Source organism: Paenibacillus typhae (genome assembly GCF_900099765.1).
Taxonomy (GTDB): domain Bacteria; phylum Bacillota; class Bacilli; order Paenibacillales; family Paenibacillaceae; genus Paenibacillus_AQ; species Paenibacillus_AQ typhae.
Window position 1 is genome coordinate 77,770 of sequence record NZ_FNDX01000023.1, and the last position, 16,253, is coordinate 94,022.

A 16,253-nucleotide genomic window follows, 5' to 3' on the forward strand; every position below is an offset into this window, starting at 1 on the left:
GCTTGAGCGGCCGCATGGCAGGGCAGCCCGGGCGGCTATTCCCCCGGCCTGCGGCTGAGCAGCAGCTCGTATTTGTCGAGTGAAGCGCCGAGGATCGCTTCATTACGGCCTGCACCGCGGTGGGACTCGCGGAAGGCGGGGCTTGCGGTCCAGCCGCTGAAGGCCTCCTCGTTCTCCCACACGGTGCTGATTTTCAGCTCCTCGGCGCCGTCTTTGGCTGCGCTGTGCCACACCTCCATCCGGACAAAGCCGGGCATTTCCTGCACACCGTTCGAGCCGCCAAAACGTTCGGCCAGAGCAGCGCCATGACCTTCCTTAACCTTAATAGTGTTGGTAACAACCAGCATAGCCGTTCCTCCTCCAGTAGGATTTAATTGCAGGGTTCAGCGGGGGGCGATGTTATGCATCCGCTTCGAGCTTGGTCAGCGGCAATGTAGCCGGACCCTCCAGCACATCGCCTTCATAGGAGAAGCGGGAGCCGTGGCACGGGCAGTCCCAGGAGCGTTCGGCGTTGTTCCACTCGCATTCGCAGCCCATATGGGTGCAGGTGCGGTCCACCAGATGCAGCTTGCCCTCAGGATCACGGTAGGCACCGGCCCGCTTCCCGTCATGGAAAACAACGGCCCCTTCGTCTGCACCGAGCTCACTGGTCTTCTTGCGGACAATCTCCACCTTGCCGGCCACCAGCTCCTTGGCGACATTGGCATTCTGCACAATGAAGTTCTTGATTGACGGGCGTGCCTTGAAGCGGGACGGATCATACAGCCCGCTGTAGCGGTTCGCACGGCCCATAATCTGGTCTGTGATGATCTGAGCCGCCAGCGTGCCGTTCGTCATGCCCCATTTGCCGTAGCCGGTGGCAATATAAATTTCTTCGTCCTCATCAGGTTTGCCGATATAAGGAACCTTGTCGAGCGTGATCAGATCCTGGGTCGACCAGCGGTACGGAATCTGTCTGCTTCCCAGCAGTCCACCGGCGAACACCTCCAGATTCTCGTAATGCCCGAACGTGCAAATGCCTTGTCCGGTTTTGTGATTCTCTCCGCCGACGATGACAAGGTTGTGCCCGTTCCATTCCACGGCGCGCAGCGAGCGGGTGGGCTCTCCCGCACTCAGATACATTCCGCCTGCAAAATCGGTTTCCGGCTGGACTGCAAGACAATAGGAGCGTTCCGCATGCAGCCGTGAGAAATACAGGCCGCCGCCATCATAGAACGGGAAATGGGAGGCTGAAACGGCATGTCTGCAGCGGATCTGATGTTCACTGCCTTCGGTATACAGGGTAATCCGTTCGCCCTTGTCCACCTTTTCGCCGATCATGGTGTGCTCGTAGACCACACCTCCCTTATCCAGCACGAACTGCAGCATTCCCTTCAGGTAGTGCAGCGGATGAAAGCGGGCCTGTCCCGGCAGCCGGATGGCTCCTGTCACCATCAGCGGCAGCGGAATATGATCCAGCCATTCTCCCGGTATCCCAAGCTTCTGATAGGCTTCGAACTCCTGCTCCAGCTGCTTCAGCGTCTCGTCATCGTCTTTGTCCGCGTAGAGATAAGCATCTTCAGGATGCATACCGCAGGAGAGCCCCAGCTCCTCGGCTGTGTGGATCATCCACTTCATCGCCTCGCTGTTGGACTGGTAGTAAGCCCAGGCCTGCTCCTCCCCGAAATTCTTCATAAGATCAGCATAAATCATCCCGTGCTGGGCTGTGATTTTGGCGCTGGTAAATCCGGTCGTTCCGCCAAGCACCTCACCGGCTTCCAGTAGGGTGACCTTGTAGCCTTCCCTGGTAAGCAGATACGCCGCGGTAATCCCGGTAATCCCTGCTCCAACAATGGCTACATCGGTAACATGATCTTCCGCAAGCCTCGGAAAAGCAGGCAGCTCTGTTGTGCCTCTCCACAGGGATTCCGGAAATTGTGGAAGACCTTGTGAATACTTATTCCCCGCTTGACCGTCTGTTGTACTCATCAGTGATCCCTCCTATGCACGATTCATTTCATTTATTACCACACTCCCGCCAAAAGAAACCTAAACCCCCGTCTGTGCATGAAAGAAGTGATCCTGTGTCAAAATAAGGTTTAACTTCCGGAGAAATCCGGCTGAGGGGGAGTAGGGATGCCGGCACAGCAAAAACCGGATGAGGTAACGGTGCAGGGGATCAAGGAGAAGCTGGACAACTTCGCTGATCTGGAGAACAGGGAACTAACCGCAGCGTCGGGAACGGGCAGGCTGCTGTTTATCAAAAGCATCACCGACCCGCAGATCATTAACCGCAGCATTATTGCAGTCTTTTATGAAATGAATGATCCGGCGGCCTTTGCCGAATATCTGGCGCACTACCCGGGCAGCAAGGCCGTTGAGGACGGCAAGCAGGCGATGGACCTGATGCTGGGCGGTTATGCCTGTGTAGAGGTGGAAGGGCGGCTGATTTTCTTTGATGCGCTGAAGGCGGAGACCAGTGGTGTCAGCGAGACGGTGACGGAGAGCATCACACAAGGGCCGTCAGATGCGCTCACAGAGAATTTGGCCGTGAATCTGAACCTTATCCGCAGGCGGTACCAGTCAGCGGAGCTGAAGATGGAGTCGATGCTGCTCGGAAATATCTCCAGAACGAAGGCGGCTATCCTGTACGATGACAGCAGGGTGAATCATCAGGTGCTCGAAGAGCTGCGGCAGAGACTGCAGACACTCCGGATAGATATGCTGCAGGCTTCGGGTGAACTGGAGAAATACATCAGCAGTGATAAAATACGCATTTTTCCCAAAACGATAGTAACAGAGCGGCCCGACCGGGTGGTCTTCAATCTGGCAGAGGGCAAAATTGCCATCTTGCTGGATACAACGGGCTTCGCAATGATTCTGCCGGTAATCTTTAATGATTTCTTTGTGGCGATGGATGATAAAATTCAGCTTCCCTTCGTCGGCCGCTTCCTGAAGCTGCTGCGCATTATGGGGGTAGCGATGACACTGTGGCTGCCCGCGCTTTATGTGGCCTTCACTTCCTATAATCCGGAGATTATAAGGGTGCAAATTGCCCTGCTGATTGCCGGAAGCCGGGCAACCGTACCCTATCCCTCCTTTGTGGAGGTGCTGCTCATGCTGATCATGATGGAATTTCTGACGGAGGCGAGCCTGCGGCTGCCGCGGGCCATCGGACCTACGGCTACGACGGTAGGCGGCCTTATTCTGGGTCAGGCGGCAACGGCGGCTGGACTGGTCGGCAATATTATGATCATCCTGGTGTCGGTGGTCGCTATATCCAATTTCATGATCCCTTTGAATATGATGAGCTTTTCTATCCGTGTGCTTAAATATCTGTTTGTTATGGCAGCTGCAGCAGTCGGACTGGTGGGTGTCGTTGTCTGCCTGGTCGGGTTCACCATGTATCTGTGCAGCCAGCGCAGCTTCGGGCAGCCTTATTTCAAAATGTTCGTTCTGGACAGCCTGGGGGCTTCCGACAGCAAGAAAGGCGGCGGTAGCTGATGAATCAGAACCGTTACTTGTATTGGATGTTTTTGATGAACAGCCTGCTTAACATATTGAACTTTGTTCCGCGGGAGCTGCTGGACGCCCGTTTCAAGGGGGCGCAGACATCGATCCTTGTTGCAACTGTTCTCGGGACCGTCTTTCTGTCTGTCTTTACCCTCCTGATCGCAAAGTTTCCGGGCAAAGGCATTCAGGATATTCTCGAAACCGCCCTGCCTAAAGGGGTAATTATTCCGCTGATGATTATGTTTTCCTCCCTCTGGTGTGTTGCCGGGCTGATAACGATCCTGTCTTTTGTGGACATTACATTGCGCTTTGTCAGTCCGGATACAGGCCCGCATCTCGTAATCCTCAGCTTTCTGGTGCTGGTATGCTTCTGTGCACGTATGGATTCCCTGTCCGTTCTGTACGGAATGGAAATGATGCTGGCGATCATTCTGCCTCTGATTGTGTACGCCATTGTTAAAGCACTGGTCAATCCCGATTTCAGCTGGGATTCGGTGCTGCAGATCGTGACTTATTCTGCCCATGCGCCTGATTGGAAAAGCATCGCTGCTGCCACCTTCTCCTTCAGCGGTTATTTCAACATGGTTGTTTTTAACCGGGTGCTGCCTAAGATTAAGATGAAGCACAGCTGGATTTTTGCGGTTAACGGGCTGGCTGTGCTGCTGCTGACTTTTTATGTGCCCATAGGCTATTTCGGGACAATCGGCGTAGAGAGGCATGTGTACACCTGGTTTTCTACAGCCGACAGTATCCGGATCAACACTTTTATAGTAGAACGGATGCTGTTTGTTTTTTATTTTGCCTATCTCACACTCTCCCTGGTCAGCGTAACGGTCCACTGGCATGTCGGCAAGGAGCTGCTTACCGGCCTGTTCCGTTCGCGCAAACAGGCAAAGGCGAGAACGAAACTATGGAGGGATTTGTCTGCTCTCGCTCTGTTCAGCGGAATTACCATTGCCTTCATGGGGCTTGACCAATATCAGCTTAATCAGTTCGGTGTGGTGTTTTTGTATGCGCGCTGGGCAGGAGAGCTGTTCATGATTATGCTTCTGTTCTATTGCTATGCGGTTGCTTACAGGAGGCGGAATGCGTGAGAAAGCTGCTGCTGTACGCAGGAATTGTGCTGTTGTGTCTTACAACAGGGTGCGAATACAAGGATATTGACCGGCGGATCTTTGTGGTGGCCATCGGTATTGATCCCGGGGAGGAGAAGGCCTTTAAGGTTAGCCTGAAGCTGGCGGTTCCCCAGGGGGAAGTAACCAAGATTGATGAGAAGATGCTGATTGTTACAGAGGAATCAGACAGCATCTCCGAGGCGCTCCGCCTGATGAAATCCAAGGTGGAGAAGGAACTGGACTATGTGCACTGCAAATCAATTGTTATAGGTGAAGAACTGGCCGTGGGGGATATCAGGCATATTCTGGACTGGGCGGTCCGGCGCAGGGATATCCAGCTGATTCTTAACTTTGCCATAGGGCGTCCGGCGGGACTGGATGTGCTTAAGGTCAAGCCCCCATCCGAGCGGATTCCCTCCAACTCACTGATTATGGCCATGAGCGGAGAGGGAACGGAGTCGCCCTTTATCGCCAGTGTCTATTCCTACAAGCTGATGAGGGATATGTATGAGCAGGGCAAGGATCCGATTCTGCCGATTATTGAAGCAGAAGGTGAGACCCGGTTCCAGATAGACAAGATTGCCCTTCTCGACGAACATAAGATTCAGCTTGTGCTTAATCCTGAGGAGACACGGCTGTTCAACCTCCTGACCAGGCCTAACCTGAAGACCAATTTTCCGGCTAAGGTGGACGAGAGCGAGTTCCAGTACTATACGGAGAGCAGCACCTCCAACTACAAAATCACAACAGCATCCACAGGAGCGCCGGTTATCCGCTACAAGATTAAGATTAAGGGCATTGTGGAGGAGAACAGTACCCAGGAGCTGATCACCCATCCTCTGCTGGAGAAAATATCGGAAGCAGGCGGGGAAGAGCTGAAACAGTCAGTTGAAGCGCTGCTTGAAAAAATCAAGGACAAGCGGCTGGATCCCTTCGGGTGGGGACTGCGCTACGGGACAAGGCACTGGAACAACGAAACGGAAGCAAGAGACTGGGAGGCCCTGTATCCTGATCTGAAATTCGAGGTTACCGCTGCTGTCAGAGTTAAATACTCCGGGCTGATCAAGTAAAATACGGGTGGTCCGATTGACGCTTGTGGCTACAGGATTTATACTTGATCTAAAAATAAGTTAAAGGATGATAATGATGAGAAGCCTGAATTTAACCTCACAGCGTCAAGCCGTTTATGATATCGTCCGTAATTCGCATGACCATCCGACTGCTGCAGAGGTGATGAACCGGCTGGTAGAGCAGGGACATAACCTTGCCTACGGGACTGTCTACAACTCCCTGCGCTATCTTGCCGATAAACAGATGATCCGTGAGCTGAAGCTGGGGGAGGCTGCGAGCAGATATGATGCGCGGATGGACGACCATCAGCATATCCTGTGCGAGGTCTGCGGTGCGGTGGATGAAGTGATGACCCATGTGCCGCAGGAATGGATGAACAGTGTAGCGGAGGAGACAGGATATACCCTTTCCCATGCCCATGTTGTCTTTGGCGGAGTATGTCCGGCATGCAGGAACAAAACGTTGAACTAGACCCTGAACAGGCTTTGTCCGGCAGAGCGCCGATTTCCAGTTGAATAATCCAGATATAACAAAAGACCGCTTTCATAGAGCGGTCTTTGTTGCGTTTATATAAAAATCCTCAGTTATTATAGAAGAATAACGACATATACAGCTGAAATAAAGGAATTACTCCCTGCGATATATAATTATATAACATGGCAAACAACTCATACTTAAGACCTAACCGAAAGAGAGCGTGAACCGCATTGGGCAAAAGATTCCATGTAAACATCCGTATGAAGCTTACTCTTACATACCTGCTAGTCCTTCTGGCCCCCAGCCTGATTATCGGCTGGCAGACCTACGAATCAGCCAGCGGTAAAGTGGAAGAACAGCTGGTGAATAACGCAGCCGAGAGTGTTGCAGCAGTTAATGAAATTATCAATGCCAACATCGGATCCAAAATAAATGATATCAAGTATTTCGCGGCCCAGCTGTCTGCTGAGGAGATCAATGCAGAAGCTGCAGGGGCACCGGCCGGCATTACGGCCCGGCTGAAGGAATATGCGGCGCTGCATCCGGATGTGCTGGATGTTTATGTGGGAACCAGCCGTGCCGGGGCGCTGCATGCCTCTGAAGCTGATCGTCCGGAAGGCTATGACCCGCGTAAAGAGAATTCCTATGTGAACGCCTTGAAGAACGGCGGCGGTATCGTCATTTCTCCTGCTTTTCAGACCGTGAATAATGAAACGGCAATTGCCATTTCAGCTGTGCTGGAGGGCGGGAACGGGGTAGTGGCTCTTGATCTGGACCTGTCGGCACTGGCAGAGCTTACAGGCATCAAAGTGGGCAAGCAGGGCTATATCTTCATTGTGGACAGTAGCAAGAAGTTTCTGGTGCATCCGACAGAACAGATCGGGCAGGAATCCTCCGAGCCGTTCATCAAAAAGATGTTCGAGGCAGAAACCGGTTCTTTTGATTACGTGTACAAAGATTTAGACAAAAAAATGACGTTTATGCAAAATGAGCTGACCGGCTGGAGAATCGGAGGCACGATTGATAAAAGTGAGGTATCCGGTGCGACTGAGGAGATACGGCAAACGGCTTTTCTGGTCATTGGCATCTCGGTTGCACTGGCACTGCTCCTGATCTACATTAATGTGCAGTCCATTCTGCGTCCGCTGGCCCGTCTCCGTAAAGCTACAGCAGTAATTGCAGAGGGGGATCTCTCACAGGATATCGGGGCGTTCCGCCGGGATGAGATCGGTATGCTCGCGGACCATTTCCGGGCGATGGTTGCAAGCCTGCGGGAGATGATTATCAGTGTGCAGGAGATGACTGATGAGGTATCCTCCTCGGCCGAGGAGCTGGCTGCCGGAGCTGACCAGACCACCAGGGCCATTGAGCATGTTACGGTAGCCATCCAGGAGGTTGCCGCCGGCACAGAGCGCCAGGTGGACAGCATAGACAAAGGGACGGAAAGCGCAGCGGCTACTGCAAGTGAAGTCCAGAGTATTTCCGGCTTCATGGAACAGGTATCGGGGATGATGGACAAGACCTCACTGTCCGCTGCAGAAGGGAATGAATCGGTAATCAGCGTTGTAGACAAAATCAATGGCATACATGAGACTGTGGAGGAGCTTGGGGCTGTAATCGATAAGCTTAACATACGCACAGAGCAGATTCAGGGCATTGTCGGTGTCATTACAGGAATATCCCGCCAGACCAATCTGCTTGCCCTTAACGCTTCTATTGAGGCGGCGCGGGCAGGCGAGCAGGGGCGCGGCTTCGCCGTCGTCGCTTCCGAGGTCCGCAAGCTGGCGGAAGAATCGGAGAAATCGGCACGGATGATTTCGGAGCAGATCTCCTCCATTAATGCGGAGATGAAGCAGGCAACGGCAACGATGGAAGATGCCAAGAACCGGGTATCGGACGGCATTATGGCAGTCGATACCACCGGACGTTCCTTCTCGCGGATCCGCAGGGCAGTGAAAGGAGCGGCGGAGAAGATTGAAGCCATGGGCGGAGCAGTGCATACCCTGGCGGCAGAAGCAGTCAGCATGGAGCGGGCGATCGGCGAGATCGGTAGCATTTCGAGGGAGGCAGCCGAGAATACCGAGACAATCTCTGCCGCAGCCGAGGAGCAGCTTGCAGCCGTCCAGGAGATTTCGTCATCGACGGCCAATTTGAGCCATCTGGCCGAGGAGCTTCAGAAGCTGGTAAGCCGCTTCAATCTGCATTCCGCAAAGAAGAAACAATGAAGAAATAGCTTTCACGGCGCTTTTCTTTTTACACCCTTTGCAAGTATACTGGTAGACAACAATGCAGGGTTAACGAGGGGGAGCGAAGATTATGGCAGAGCAATTGAAGGGGATTACCGTTGCCCTTGCGGGTCCGCGCAAATCGGAGGAAATGGCAAAGCTGGTCGGGAATATGGGCGGCATCCCGCTGCTCCGCCCGGCCCAGGGGACGGTTTTTCTGGATGACGGGGCGCTGCGTGAAGGGCTGAACTCCTGGACACAGCAGCCGCCTGACTGGGCGGTTTTGACTACCGGGATGGGGCTGGATGCGCTGTTTGGCATGGCTGAGGATATGGGACTCGGCGGCCGTTTTCTGGAGGTGCTCTCTGCTTCTTCCATTGCAGCCCGGGGATATAAGACCGTCAATGCCTTGAAGAAGCGCGGGCTTGTGCCTGTGGTGCGTGATGATGACGGAAGCACCAGCGGACTGATCCGCGGCCTGCAGGAATTCGATCTTGCGGGCAAGGAGGTTGTGCTGCAGCTGCATGGAGAACCTGCTCCCCGGCTGACTGCCTGGCTGGAGGCAGCCGGAGCTTCGGTCCGGGAAGTACAGCCTTACCGCCATACTCCGCCTGAGCCGGGGGCGCTGGAGCTGCTGCTTACCGAGATTCTTGAGGCGAAGGTGAACGCTGTAGCATTCACCAGTGCGCCGCAATTCCGCTTCTTGTCACAGTATGCACAGGAGCAGGGGAAGCTTGCGCAGATGCTGGAGGCTTTTGAGCGTGAGGTGCTGGCGGTGTCTGTAGGCAAGATCACCTCCCAGGCGCTGAAGGAGGAAGGCGTACAGAGAATCATTATGCCTGAGCACGAACGGATGGGCAGCATGTTCGTCGAGCTGGGGCGTTATGTGGTCGCAGGCCGTTAGGCGAGTAAAGAGTGTTGTTCCCGCTCCTGCCGGAGCGGGATTTGTTTTGGCGGACGCTGCCGCCGGCCGGCGTTATTCATGTGCGGGTTCTATGAGATTACCTAGTGTCATCATGGACATCCTTGGCAGTTTTCCTTAGAATAGTAGCAACGTATACGACAAATTATGTGGACAGAATCATGAAGGAGGATCCCTATGGACAAGAGAAAATGCCTGCTCCTGGGCGACTACACCCATCCCCGTTTCCACCCGCTGCAGGGTGTGGATCAGCAAATCGGTGAAATTCTGAACGACCTGCTGACCGTTCAGTGTTCGGAGAATAAAAAACTGATGCTCGGTGAGCATCTGGCAGGATACGATTTATGTATAGCTTATAACGAGTTGTGGAACGAGACGGTTTCCCCACAGCAGACCGCAGGTCTGCTGAGTTATGTGAGCGGAGGGGGCGGGCTGATCGTGCTGCATACCGGTATTTCACTGGCCAAACGCTATGAGCTGGCCGGCCTGATCGGAGCGAGATTCACAACCCATCCGCCGTATGCTCCATTGAACTTCAAAGTGCATGAGCATGATATTACAGAAGGCATTGAAGATTTCAAGCTGGACGAGGAGCCTTACCGCTTCGAGTTCGATCCGTTTACCGAAAAGACCGTGCTGCTGGAATACGAGGTTGACGGAGAGACTTATCCGGCGGCCTGGTGCCACCGCTACGGGCAGGGACGGGTTGTATTCCTGATGCCCGGCCATCATGAGCCCACATTCCGCCATCCTGCGGTCCGCAAGCTGATTCTGGGGGCGGCCACCTGGGCGGCGCGCATTCCAAGATAACCACATTTGAGAGTAACCATGCCCCTTGCAGCCTAAATTTTGTGAAATAGGCCGTCAAGGGGTATACTTTATCCATAACTGCAATCTTTGGGAGGAAATAGCGATGAGTGATCTGTTCAAAAAAGCAATCTCATTAGGAGTAGGCCTCACCATTGTCAGCAAGGAAAAGGTTGAGAAGGTAGTAGATGAACTGGTGAAACGCGGGGAACTGGCTCCCACTGAATCCAGAGCGCTGATTGACCGGCTTGTGGAGCGCGGCGAAGAAGAACGCGGTGCGTTCAAGACAGCCGTGCAGGAGCAGGTTCAGCGGGTACTCAAGGATCTGAAGGTGCCTGTGCAGAGCGATATCGCCGGGCTGGAGGCACGGATTGCTGTTCTGGAGCGCCGTGTAGCCGAGCTGGAAGGTCCTTCTGCTGATGCTGCACCGGCCCCAGTCTCTGATTCTCCCGGTTCCACTGAAGATCTTATTACGGATACTCGTACGGATTAAATGGCAGTACGAATCAGACATGCCGGGAGGTACCGGACCATTGCCATGGCGCTTATGCGTCATGGCTTCGGCTATATGGTGGAGGAACTGGGTCTCTACCACGTATTGTCCCTGCCGCGCCGGATTATGACGCATGAGGCCCACGCAGCCCTGACGCTCGGAGAACGCATCCGGCGGGTGCTGGAGGATCTGGGTCCGACCTTTGTTAAGCTGGGGCAGCTTGCCAGTACCCGCTCCGATCTGCTGCCTGAATCCATTATTGCCGAGCTGGTCAAGCTGCAGGACAGCGTACCGCCGTTCCCGGCGGAGACTGCACGCAGTATTCTGGAGCAGGAGCTGGACCAGCCGCTGCATGATATTTTTGAAGCCTTTGATAATACGCCGCTTGCGGCGGCCTCGATCGGCCAGGTTCACCGGGCTGTGCTGCACGGGGGCCGGCATGTGGCGGTCAAAATACAGCGTCCCGGTGTCACACGCACGATGCACCGCGACCTTGAAATTCTTCAGGATTTAAGCATCCTGGCCGAGAAAAAGCTGGACTGGGCCAAGCAATACGGGCTGGCCCGGATGACCGAGGAGTTCTCGCGCTCCCTGCTGGCTGAGCTGGATTACGCGCAGGAGGGCCGCAATGCGGAGCGTATTGCTGCCCAGCAGCCGGATCAGGCCAAGTCAAAAGTAGCGATTCCGGCAATCTACTGGGACTTTAGCTCGGCCAGAGTTCTGACGATGGAATACGTCAGCGGCATTACGCTGAACCGCCGGGAGGAGCTGCTTGCGCGGGGGCAGAAGCTGAAGACCATTGCCCAGCAGCTGGTCGAAATGATGCTGGACCAGATTTTTATTCACGGCTTCTTTCATGCTGATCCGCATCCCGGCAACGTGATGCTGCTGGACAACGGCAAGCTGGCGCTCATTGATTTCGGAATGGTCGGGCGGCTCAGTGAAGAAATGAAGGACAGCCTGTCTGCCCTGGTAATTGCGCTGATGCGCAGGAATACCGACTCCATGGTACGGGCTATTCTGCGTCTGGGAGTCATTCCCGATAATGCCGACCGCGCCTCCCTGCGGGATGACATGGACCGGCTGCGTGAGTCGTATTATGATATCCCGTTCAACCAGGTCAGCATCGGCAAGGCGCTGAATGATCTGTTCGGCATTGCCAGAAAGCACAGGCTGGTTATTCCGCCCGACCTGGCAATGCTCGGCAAAACGATGCTGACGCTTGAGGGGGTTGTGGCCAATCTGGACCCGGCCTTCAGTATTGTGCAGATGGCCGAGCCTTTTGGCAAACAGCTGGTGAAGCAGCGCTTCAGCAGCACCCGGGTGCAGCGCAAGATTCTTGGCGGCGTAGCCGATCTGGCCGAGAGCCTGATTGAGCTGCCTTCCCAGGCCCGCCAGCTGTCGGCGCTGATCAGCAGCGGCAAGCTGAAGGTTGAGGTCGGACTGCCGGAGCTTAAAGATCTGGAGCACAAATTCAGCCGGGTGGGCAACCGGCTGTCGTTCAGCATTGTGCTGCTGGCCTTCAGCATCATTATGGCCGGCCTGATTATCGGCTCTTCCCTGCGCGGCGAGCCGTCGCTGCTGTGGGATTTTCCCACTGTCGAGATCGGTTCGGTCATTGCGCTGCTGATGGTCATCTGGCTGCTGCTGTCGATTTTCAAGTCGGGGCGGTTTTAGCCGGTATTTCATTATTATTTTCAAGCAATTTACACAAAGACACCAAGATCAAGTACAATAAGAAGGATAACTTTCGGAAAATATAAGAATGTATATGTTCTACACGATAAATTATCCTTATATTTCGCGCAGAAACGGATACCGTCCTGTTCAGGACGGGCAAAGCCGTTTTTACTTGGCTTACTGTTTCCGGGAGCTGCAGGCCGGACAGACTATTGTATAGAGTGTAATGGAACGCAAAAGGAATGCCGTCATGAATGTCCGGTGGATCGCTGCTGCCCCAGAAACCGTACTTTGACCGCACTTCCGGTGGGCATAGGGCGGCACAAGGGACGGAAGGACCCGTGGAGGCGGGTTCTTCCGCTTTTGTTTGCCCCTAAAGGGAATTTGAGTACATTACTCCGGACATGGATGCCTATAGGTTATGGGTAACAGGACAAATTAACAAATTGAGTGAGGTGGAGCAATTGTCGGGATTTAAAGGATTGGGAGTTTCAGAAGTGTTGAGTGATTTGCTGAAAGGACAAGGCATCGTCAAGCCGACGCCGGTACAGGAGGAAGCGATTCCGCCACTGGTGCAGGGGCTGGACGTCATTGCCAGAGCGAAGACGGGAACCGGGAAGACGCTGGCTTTTCTGCTGCCGATAATGGACAAGATCCGGGTAGAGGCGGCTTATCCGCAGGCGTTGATTCTTGCGCCGACGCGTGAGCTGGCGCTGCAGATTACGGAAGAGGCGCGCAAGCTTGCCCGTCATACAGGCGTGAAAATTCTGGCCGTCTACGGCGGACAGGATGTGGAGAAGCAGCTGCGGAAGCTGGAAGGCGGACGGCACCTGATTATCGGGACTCCGGGCAGACTGCTGGACCATCTGCGCCGCGAAACGCTGGACCTGGGCGGCGTGAAAATGCTCGTGCTAGATGAAGCAGACCAGATGCTGCATATGGGCTTCCTGGAGGATGTGGAGACGATTATTACGTCCGTCCCTTACCGCCGCCAGACGATGCTGTTCTCGGCTACGATGCCGGATGCGATCAAACGTCTGGCTGCGAATTATATGAAAGAGCCGCTGGACATTATCATCAAGAGCGGATCTTCCATTCCGCTGGAGAATATCCGCCAGCAGGTCGTGGAATGCTCCGACCGCAACAAGGAAGAGGCGCTGCAGGCGCTGATCGAGCGGGACCGCCCTTACCTGGCGATTATTTTCTGCCGGACCAAGCGCCGGGTTTCGAAGCTGAACGAAGCACTGCAGGCTGCCGGCTATGACTGCGATGAGCTGCACGGCGATCTGTCGCAGGCTAAGCGCGAAGCCGTCATGAAGCGGTTCCGCGATGCAAAGCTGCAGCTGCTGGTCGCCACGGACGTTGCCGCCCGCGGCCTTGACGTTGAAGGGGTTACACATGTCTTCAACTATGATCTGCCGCTGGATGCGGACAGCTATATCCACCGGATCGGCCGGACCGGCCGGGCCGGCGGCAAAGGCCTGGCGATTACCTTCGCCTCGCCGCGTGAATACAACCTGCTCGACCTGATCGAGCACGGGACTTCCCAGCGGCTGGACCGCCGCCGCTACGAGAAGGATGAATTCGGCGTCGGCGAATTCACCTCTGTGCAAGGCGGCTCCCCGCGGGGCGGCCGCCGCAGCGGCGCGCCGGAGCCGGCCCGTGCCGGGCGCGGCGGGCGCAGCCAGGGACGCAGCGGCGGAGCGCCGCGTGCGGAAGCCGCTGCGCGCCAGGGCGGACGCGCGCGCGGCAAGGAAGCAGGCGGCTGGGACTCGCCTGCAGAAGGCCGCGGCCGCAAGGAAGCGTCCGCTGGCAAGCGCAGCGCCTATGACGCGGCGGCGCGCAGAGGCGGTGACTCCGCCGGCCGCAGCGCGGCGAAGCCAAGAGCGGGCGGCGGCCCGAGCAGCGGCTACAGCACCAATGTAGCACGCGGTGCGGAAGCCGGAGGCTTCAGCTATGGCGCGTCCAAGGGCGCAGGCTCCGGCGAAGGCTATAATCCGGGCGGGGCTAAGGCCAGCCCGAAACACAGGGCGAACGTGGCCCGCAGCAATGAGGCGGGAGCATGGAGCGCTTCACCGCCTGCCAAGGGCGGCGGTTCACGCGGCGGCAACAGCGCAGGCGGTTCCCGCAGCGGTAATAGTGCGGGTGCCAAGGGCGGCAAAGGCAGCTACGGCAGCTATAGCCAGGGCAGCGCCAAAGGCGGTAAAGGCGGCTACAATGCCGGCGGACGGAGCAGCGGCGGGGCAGCCCGCGGCGGGCGCGGCAGCGGTTCCGGCAGCTCACGCGGCGGACGCGGCTCATCCAGATAAAGATGCCTGGATTCAGATCGGAATTTGTTACCACAGGGGCGGCCGGCGTAGTATGGCCGTTCCTGTGGTAATATTTTTTTCTGCTGTTTCTTGGCGGGATTGATTCCGCCCAAAGCCGGCCCGCGCGCGGAATATCAGGCAATTCTGCCCTTGATTCCGCCCATGTGGGCTCACTCGCGGAGTCAGGGTTCTTACAGTATGTTTAATATTTTGAAACATTTTGGACGCAATGCTTGTCTATAATGAAAATTGAAAATAACATTTCACCGCAGGGCAGCAGGTTAAGCAATTAAAAACAACTTGAGAGGAAGCAGCATATGTCCAGAACCGCCAAAATTGTCATTTTATTTATAGCCGTTATCGCCATTGGCTGGGGAATCGGCAAATATACCTCCCCGTCGCCTTCAGCTTCACAGGAAGAAGGGGCTTCTGCAGGCACGGGCAATGAGCTTCAGGCTCCGCCGGTCGCGCAGCCGGAGGCCTCCCCTGAGCCATCGGCAGTACCGGAGCCCACACCGGTTGCCACGGCTGAACCACAGCAGACTGACTCCCCGGCTGCCGGCGGGGCTACAGTAGTGCCTTCAGTCAAGCCGGCCGATCCGGCACCAACCGCGAAGCCGGCCGCAACGGCTAAACCGGCTGCAACAGCCAAGCCTTCGGGCGGCAGCGGGTCGGCTGATGCCGAGCTTACTGCCGCCGAGCCGGACAGTGTGACGGTCATGGTTAATAAGCAGTACAAGCTGCCGGACGGATACAAGCCTGCGGATCTGGTCTATCCGGACGTTCCGTTTCTTTTCTCGGAGAAGATAGAGAAACGGATGATGCGCAAGACGGCGGCGGCTGCACTGGAAAAGATGTTCGCAGGCGCTAAGAGTGACGGCGTTTATCTGGCCGGTGTGTCCGCCTACCGTTCCGAGAAGACGCAGACCACGCTGTTTAATAACTATGTAAAACGCGACGGCGAAGAGAAGGCCCGCACTTACAGCGCTGTTCCGGGCCACAGCGAGCATCAGACGGGGCTGGCGATTGATGTATCCGGCAGCGACGGCAAATGTGCCGCAGAGAGCTGCTTCGGAGGAACGAAGGAAGCCAACTGGCTGGCAGACCATGCTGCAGAATACGGTTTTATCATCCGTTATCCCGAAGGCAAGCAGTCGATCACCGGCTATAAATACGAGCCTTGGCATATCCGCTATGTGGGAAAGGATATCGCTGTTGATATCGCGGCCAGAGGCATTACGCTGGAAGAATATTACGATGCCGTTCCGGTATCGAATTAAAGAACAGGCAGCTCCGGTATCCGGGGCTGCCTGTTCTTCATTGTGCGCCCGGCATGGGCGATAACTTGGCGGTGAAAGTCCGCTACAGGCTTGGCAGTAGGAACTGTTAGCCAAGGGCAAGGGTGTCCGCCGCGAGGCGGAATCTGAAGGAAGCCGGAGGCAAACCCTCGGTCTGACGAACAGAAATCACATAGAAGGCATGCTGGGACGGACGAGCTTGCACTACAAAGCAAAGTCCAATACTGCCCGAATTCCAGGATGTAAATGTGGCAGATAGATGAGGGGAAAGTTATCGCTCTTACCCGGGGAGGTCTCACAGACGTCAAGTAGGGAAAAAAAATCCGAACGACGGAGTAAAGCTTGCTGTGAGAAGTCAGCAGAG

At 55.5% G+C, this 16,253-nt stretch carries 13 protein-coding genes; 11 read left to right on the top strand and 2 right to left on the bottom strand.

Translation table 11 applies throughout. The features are described 5' to 3' along the window. Positions 1 to 35 precede the first annotated feature (35 nt). Positions 36 to 347 (bottom strand): antibiotic biosynthesis monooxygenase, encoded by a 312-nt coding sequence (locus BLR64_RS18275; protein ID WP_090716298.1) that lies wholly within the window; start codon positions 345 to 347, stop codon positions 36 to 38. A gap of 52 nt (positions 348 to 399) precedes the next feature. After that, on the bottom strand, positions 400 to 1,968 hold the full coding sequence (locus BLR64_RS18280; RefSeq protein ID WP_090716299.1) for an FAD-dependent oxidoreductase: 1,569 nt from the start codon (positions 1,966 to 1,968) through the stop codon (positions 400 to 402). A gap of 147 nt (positions 1,969 to 2,115) precedes the next feature. Here BLR64_RS18280 and BLR64_RS18285 point away from each other — a divergent pair, with 147 nt between their 5' ends. The 11 genes from BLR64_RS18285 to BLR64_RS18335 all read left to right on the top strand — a co-directional run bounded on the left by BLR64_RS18285 (position 2,116) and on the right by BLR64_RS18335 (position 15,871). Next, positions 2,116 to 3,483: a spore germination protein gene (locus BLR64_RS18285; RefSeq protein WP_090716301.1), complete on the top strand. Its 1,368-nt coding sequence runs from the start codon at positions 2,116 to 2,118 to the stop codon at positions 3,481 to 3,483. Beyond that, positions 3,483 to 4,586, top strand: a complete 1,104-nt coding sequence (locus BLR64_RS18290) for a GerAB/ArcD/ProY family transporter (protein ID WP_090716302.1) — start codon at positions 3,483 to 3,485, stop codon at positions 4,584 to 4,586. The genes BLR64_RS18285 and BLR64_RS18290 overlap by 1 nt, the downstream gene beginning before the upstream one ends. Then, complete coding sequence (locus BLR64_RS18295; RefSeq protein WP_167360719.1) at positions 4,583 to 5,677, top strand: Ger(x)C family spore germination protein; 1,095 nt, start codon at positions 4,583 to 4,585, stop codon at positions 5,675 to 5,677. The genes BLR64_RS18290 and BLR64_RS18295 overlap by 4 nt, the downstream gene beginning before the upstream one ends. Positions 5,678 to 5,753: 76 nt before the next feature. Next, positions 5,754 to 6,149: a Fur family transcriptional regulator gene (locus tag BLR64_RS18300; protein ID WP_090716305.1), complete on the top strand. Its 396-nt coding sequence runs from the start codon at positions 5,754 to 5,756 to the stop codon at positions 6,147 to 6,149. Between the two features lie 236 nt (positions 6,150 to 6,385). Continuing rightward, positions 6,386 to 8,380 carry a methyl-accepting chemotaxis protein gene (locus BLR64_RS18305; RefSeq protein WP_090716307.1) on the top strand — a complete coding sequence of 665 codons (1,995 nt, stop codon included), beginning with the start codon at positions 6,386 to 6,388 and terminating at the stop codon, positions 8,378 to 8,380. Between the two features lie 91 nt (positions 8,381 to 8,471). Continuing rightward, positions 8,472 to 9,284: a uroporphyrinogen-III synthase gene (locus tag BLR64_RS18310; protein WP_090716308.1), complete on the top strand. Its 813-nt coding sequence runs from the start codon at positions 8,472 to 8,474 to the stop codon at positions 9,282 to 9,284. Between the two features lie 195 nt (positions 9,285 to 9,479). Continuing rightward, entirely contained in the window at positions 9,480 to 10,112 is a 633-nt protein-coding gene (locus tag BLR64_RS18315; protein WP_090716310.1) for a ThuA domain-containing protein, read from the top strand. A gap of 103 nt (positions 10,113 to 10,215) precedes the next feature. After that, positions 10,216 to 10,602 carry a phasin family protein gene (locus BLR64_RS18320; RefSeq protein ID WP_244157756.1) on the top strand — a complete coding sequence of 129 codons (387 nt, stop codon included), beginning with the start codon at positions 10,216 to 10,218 and terminating at the stop codon, positions 10,600 to 10,602. Then, entirely contained in the window at positions 10,603 to 12,279 is a 1,677-nt protein-coding gene (locus BLR64_RS18325; protein ID WP_090716311.1) for an ABC1 kinase family protein, read from the top strand. Positions 12,280 to 12,686: 407 nt separating this feature from the next. Next, a complete protein-coding gene (locus BLR64_RS18330) occupies positions 12,687 to 14,591 on the top strand; it encodes a DEAD/DEAH box helicase (RefSeq protein WP_090716313.1) in 1,905 nt (634 codons plus the stop codon). Between the two features lie 317 nt (positions 14,592 to 14,908). Continuing rightward, a complete protein-coding gene (locus BLR64_RS18335) occupies positions 14,909 to 15,871 on the top strand; it encodes a D-alanyl-D-alanine carboxypeptidase family protein (protein ID WP_090716314.1) in 963 nt (320 codons plus the stop codon). Positions 15,872 to 16,253 lie beyond the last annotated feature (382 nt).

Bases quoted from the DNA above. Each gene is read 5' to 3' on its own strand.
- BLR64_RS18275 (WP_090716298.1), bottom strand. From the start codon at position 347: ATGCTGGTTGTTACCAACACTATTAAGGTTAAGGAAGGTCATGGCGCT.
- BLR64_RS18280 (WP_090716299.1), bottom strand. From the start codon at position 1,968: ATGAGTACAACAGACGGTCAAGCGGGGAATAAGTATTCACAAGGTCTT.
- BLR64_RS18285 (WP_090716301.1), top strand. From the start codon at position 2,116: ATGCCGGCACAGCAAAAACCGGATGAGGTAACGGTGCAGGGGATCAAG.
- BLR64_RS18290 (WP_090716302.1), top strand. From the start codon at position 3,483: ATGAATCAGAACCGTTACTTGTATTGGATGTTTTTGATGAACAGCCTG.
- BLR64_RS18300 (WP_090716305.1), top strand. From the start codon at position 5,754: ATGAGAAGCCTGAATTTAACCTCACAGCGTCAAGCCGTTTATGATATC.
- BLR64_RS18310 (WP_090716308.1), top strand. From the start codon at position 8,472: ATGGCAGAGCAATTGAAGGGGATTACCGTTGCCCTTGCGGGTCCGCGC.
- BLR64_RS18315 (WP_090716310.1), top strand. From the start codon at position 9,480: ATGGACAAGAGAAAATGCCTGCTCCTGGGCGACTACACCCATCCCCGT.
- BLR64_RS18320 (WP_244157756.1), top strand. From the start codon at position 10,216: ATGAGTGATCTGTTCAAAAAAGCAATCTCATTAGGAGTAGGCCTCACC.
- BLR64_RS18325 (WP_090716311.1), top strand. From the start codon at position 10,603: ATGGCAGTACGAATCAGACATGCCGGGAGGTACCGGACCATTGCCATG.
- BLR64_RS18330 (WP_090716313.1), top strand. From the start codon at position 12,687: ATGGATGCCTATAGGTTATGGGTAACAGGACAAATTAACAAATTGAGT.
- BLR64_RS18335 (WP_090716314.1), top strand. From the start codon at position 14,909: ATGTCCAGAACCGCCAAAATTGTCATTTTATTTATAGCCGTTATCGCC.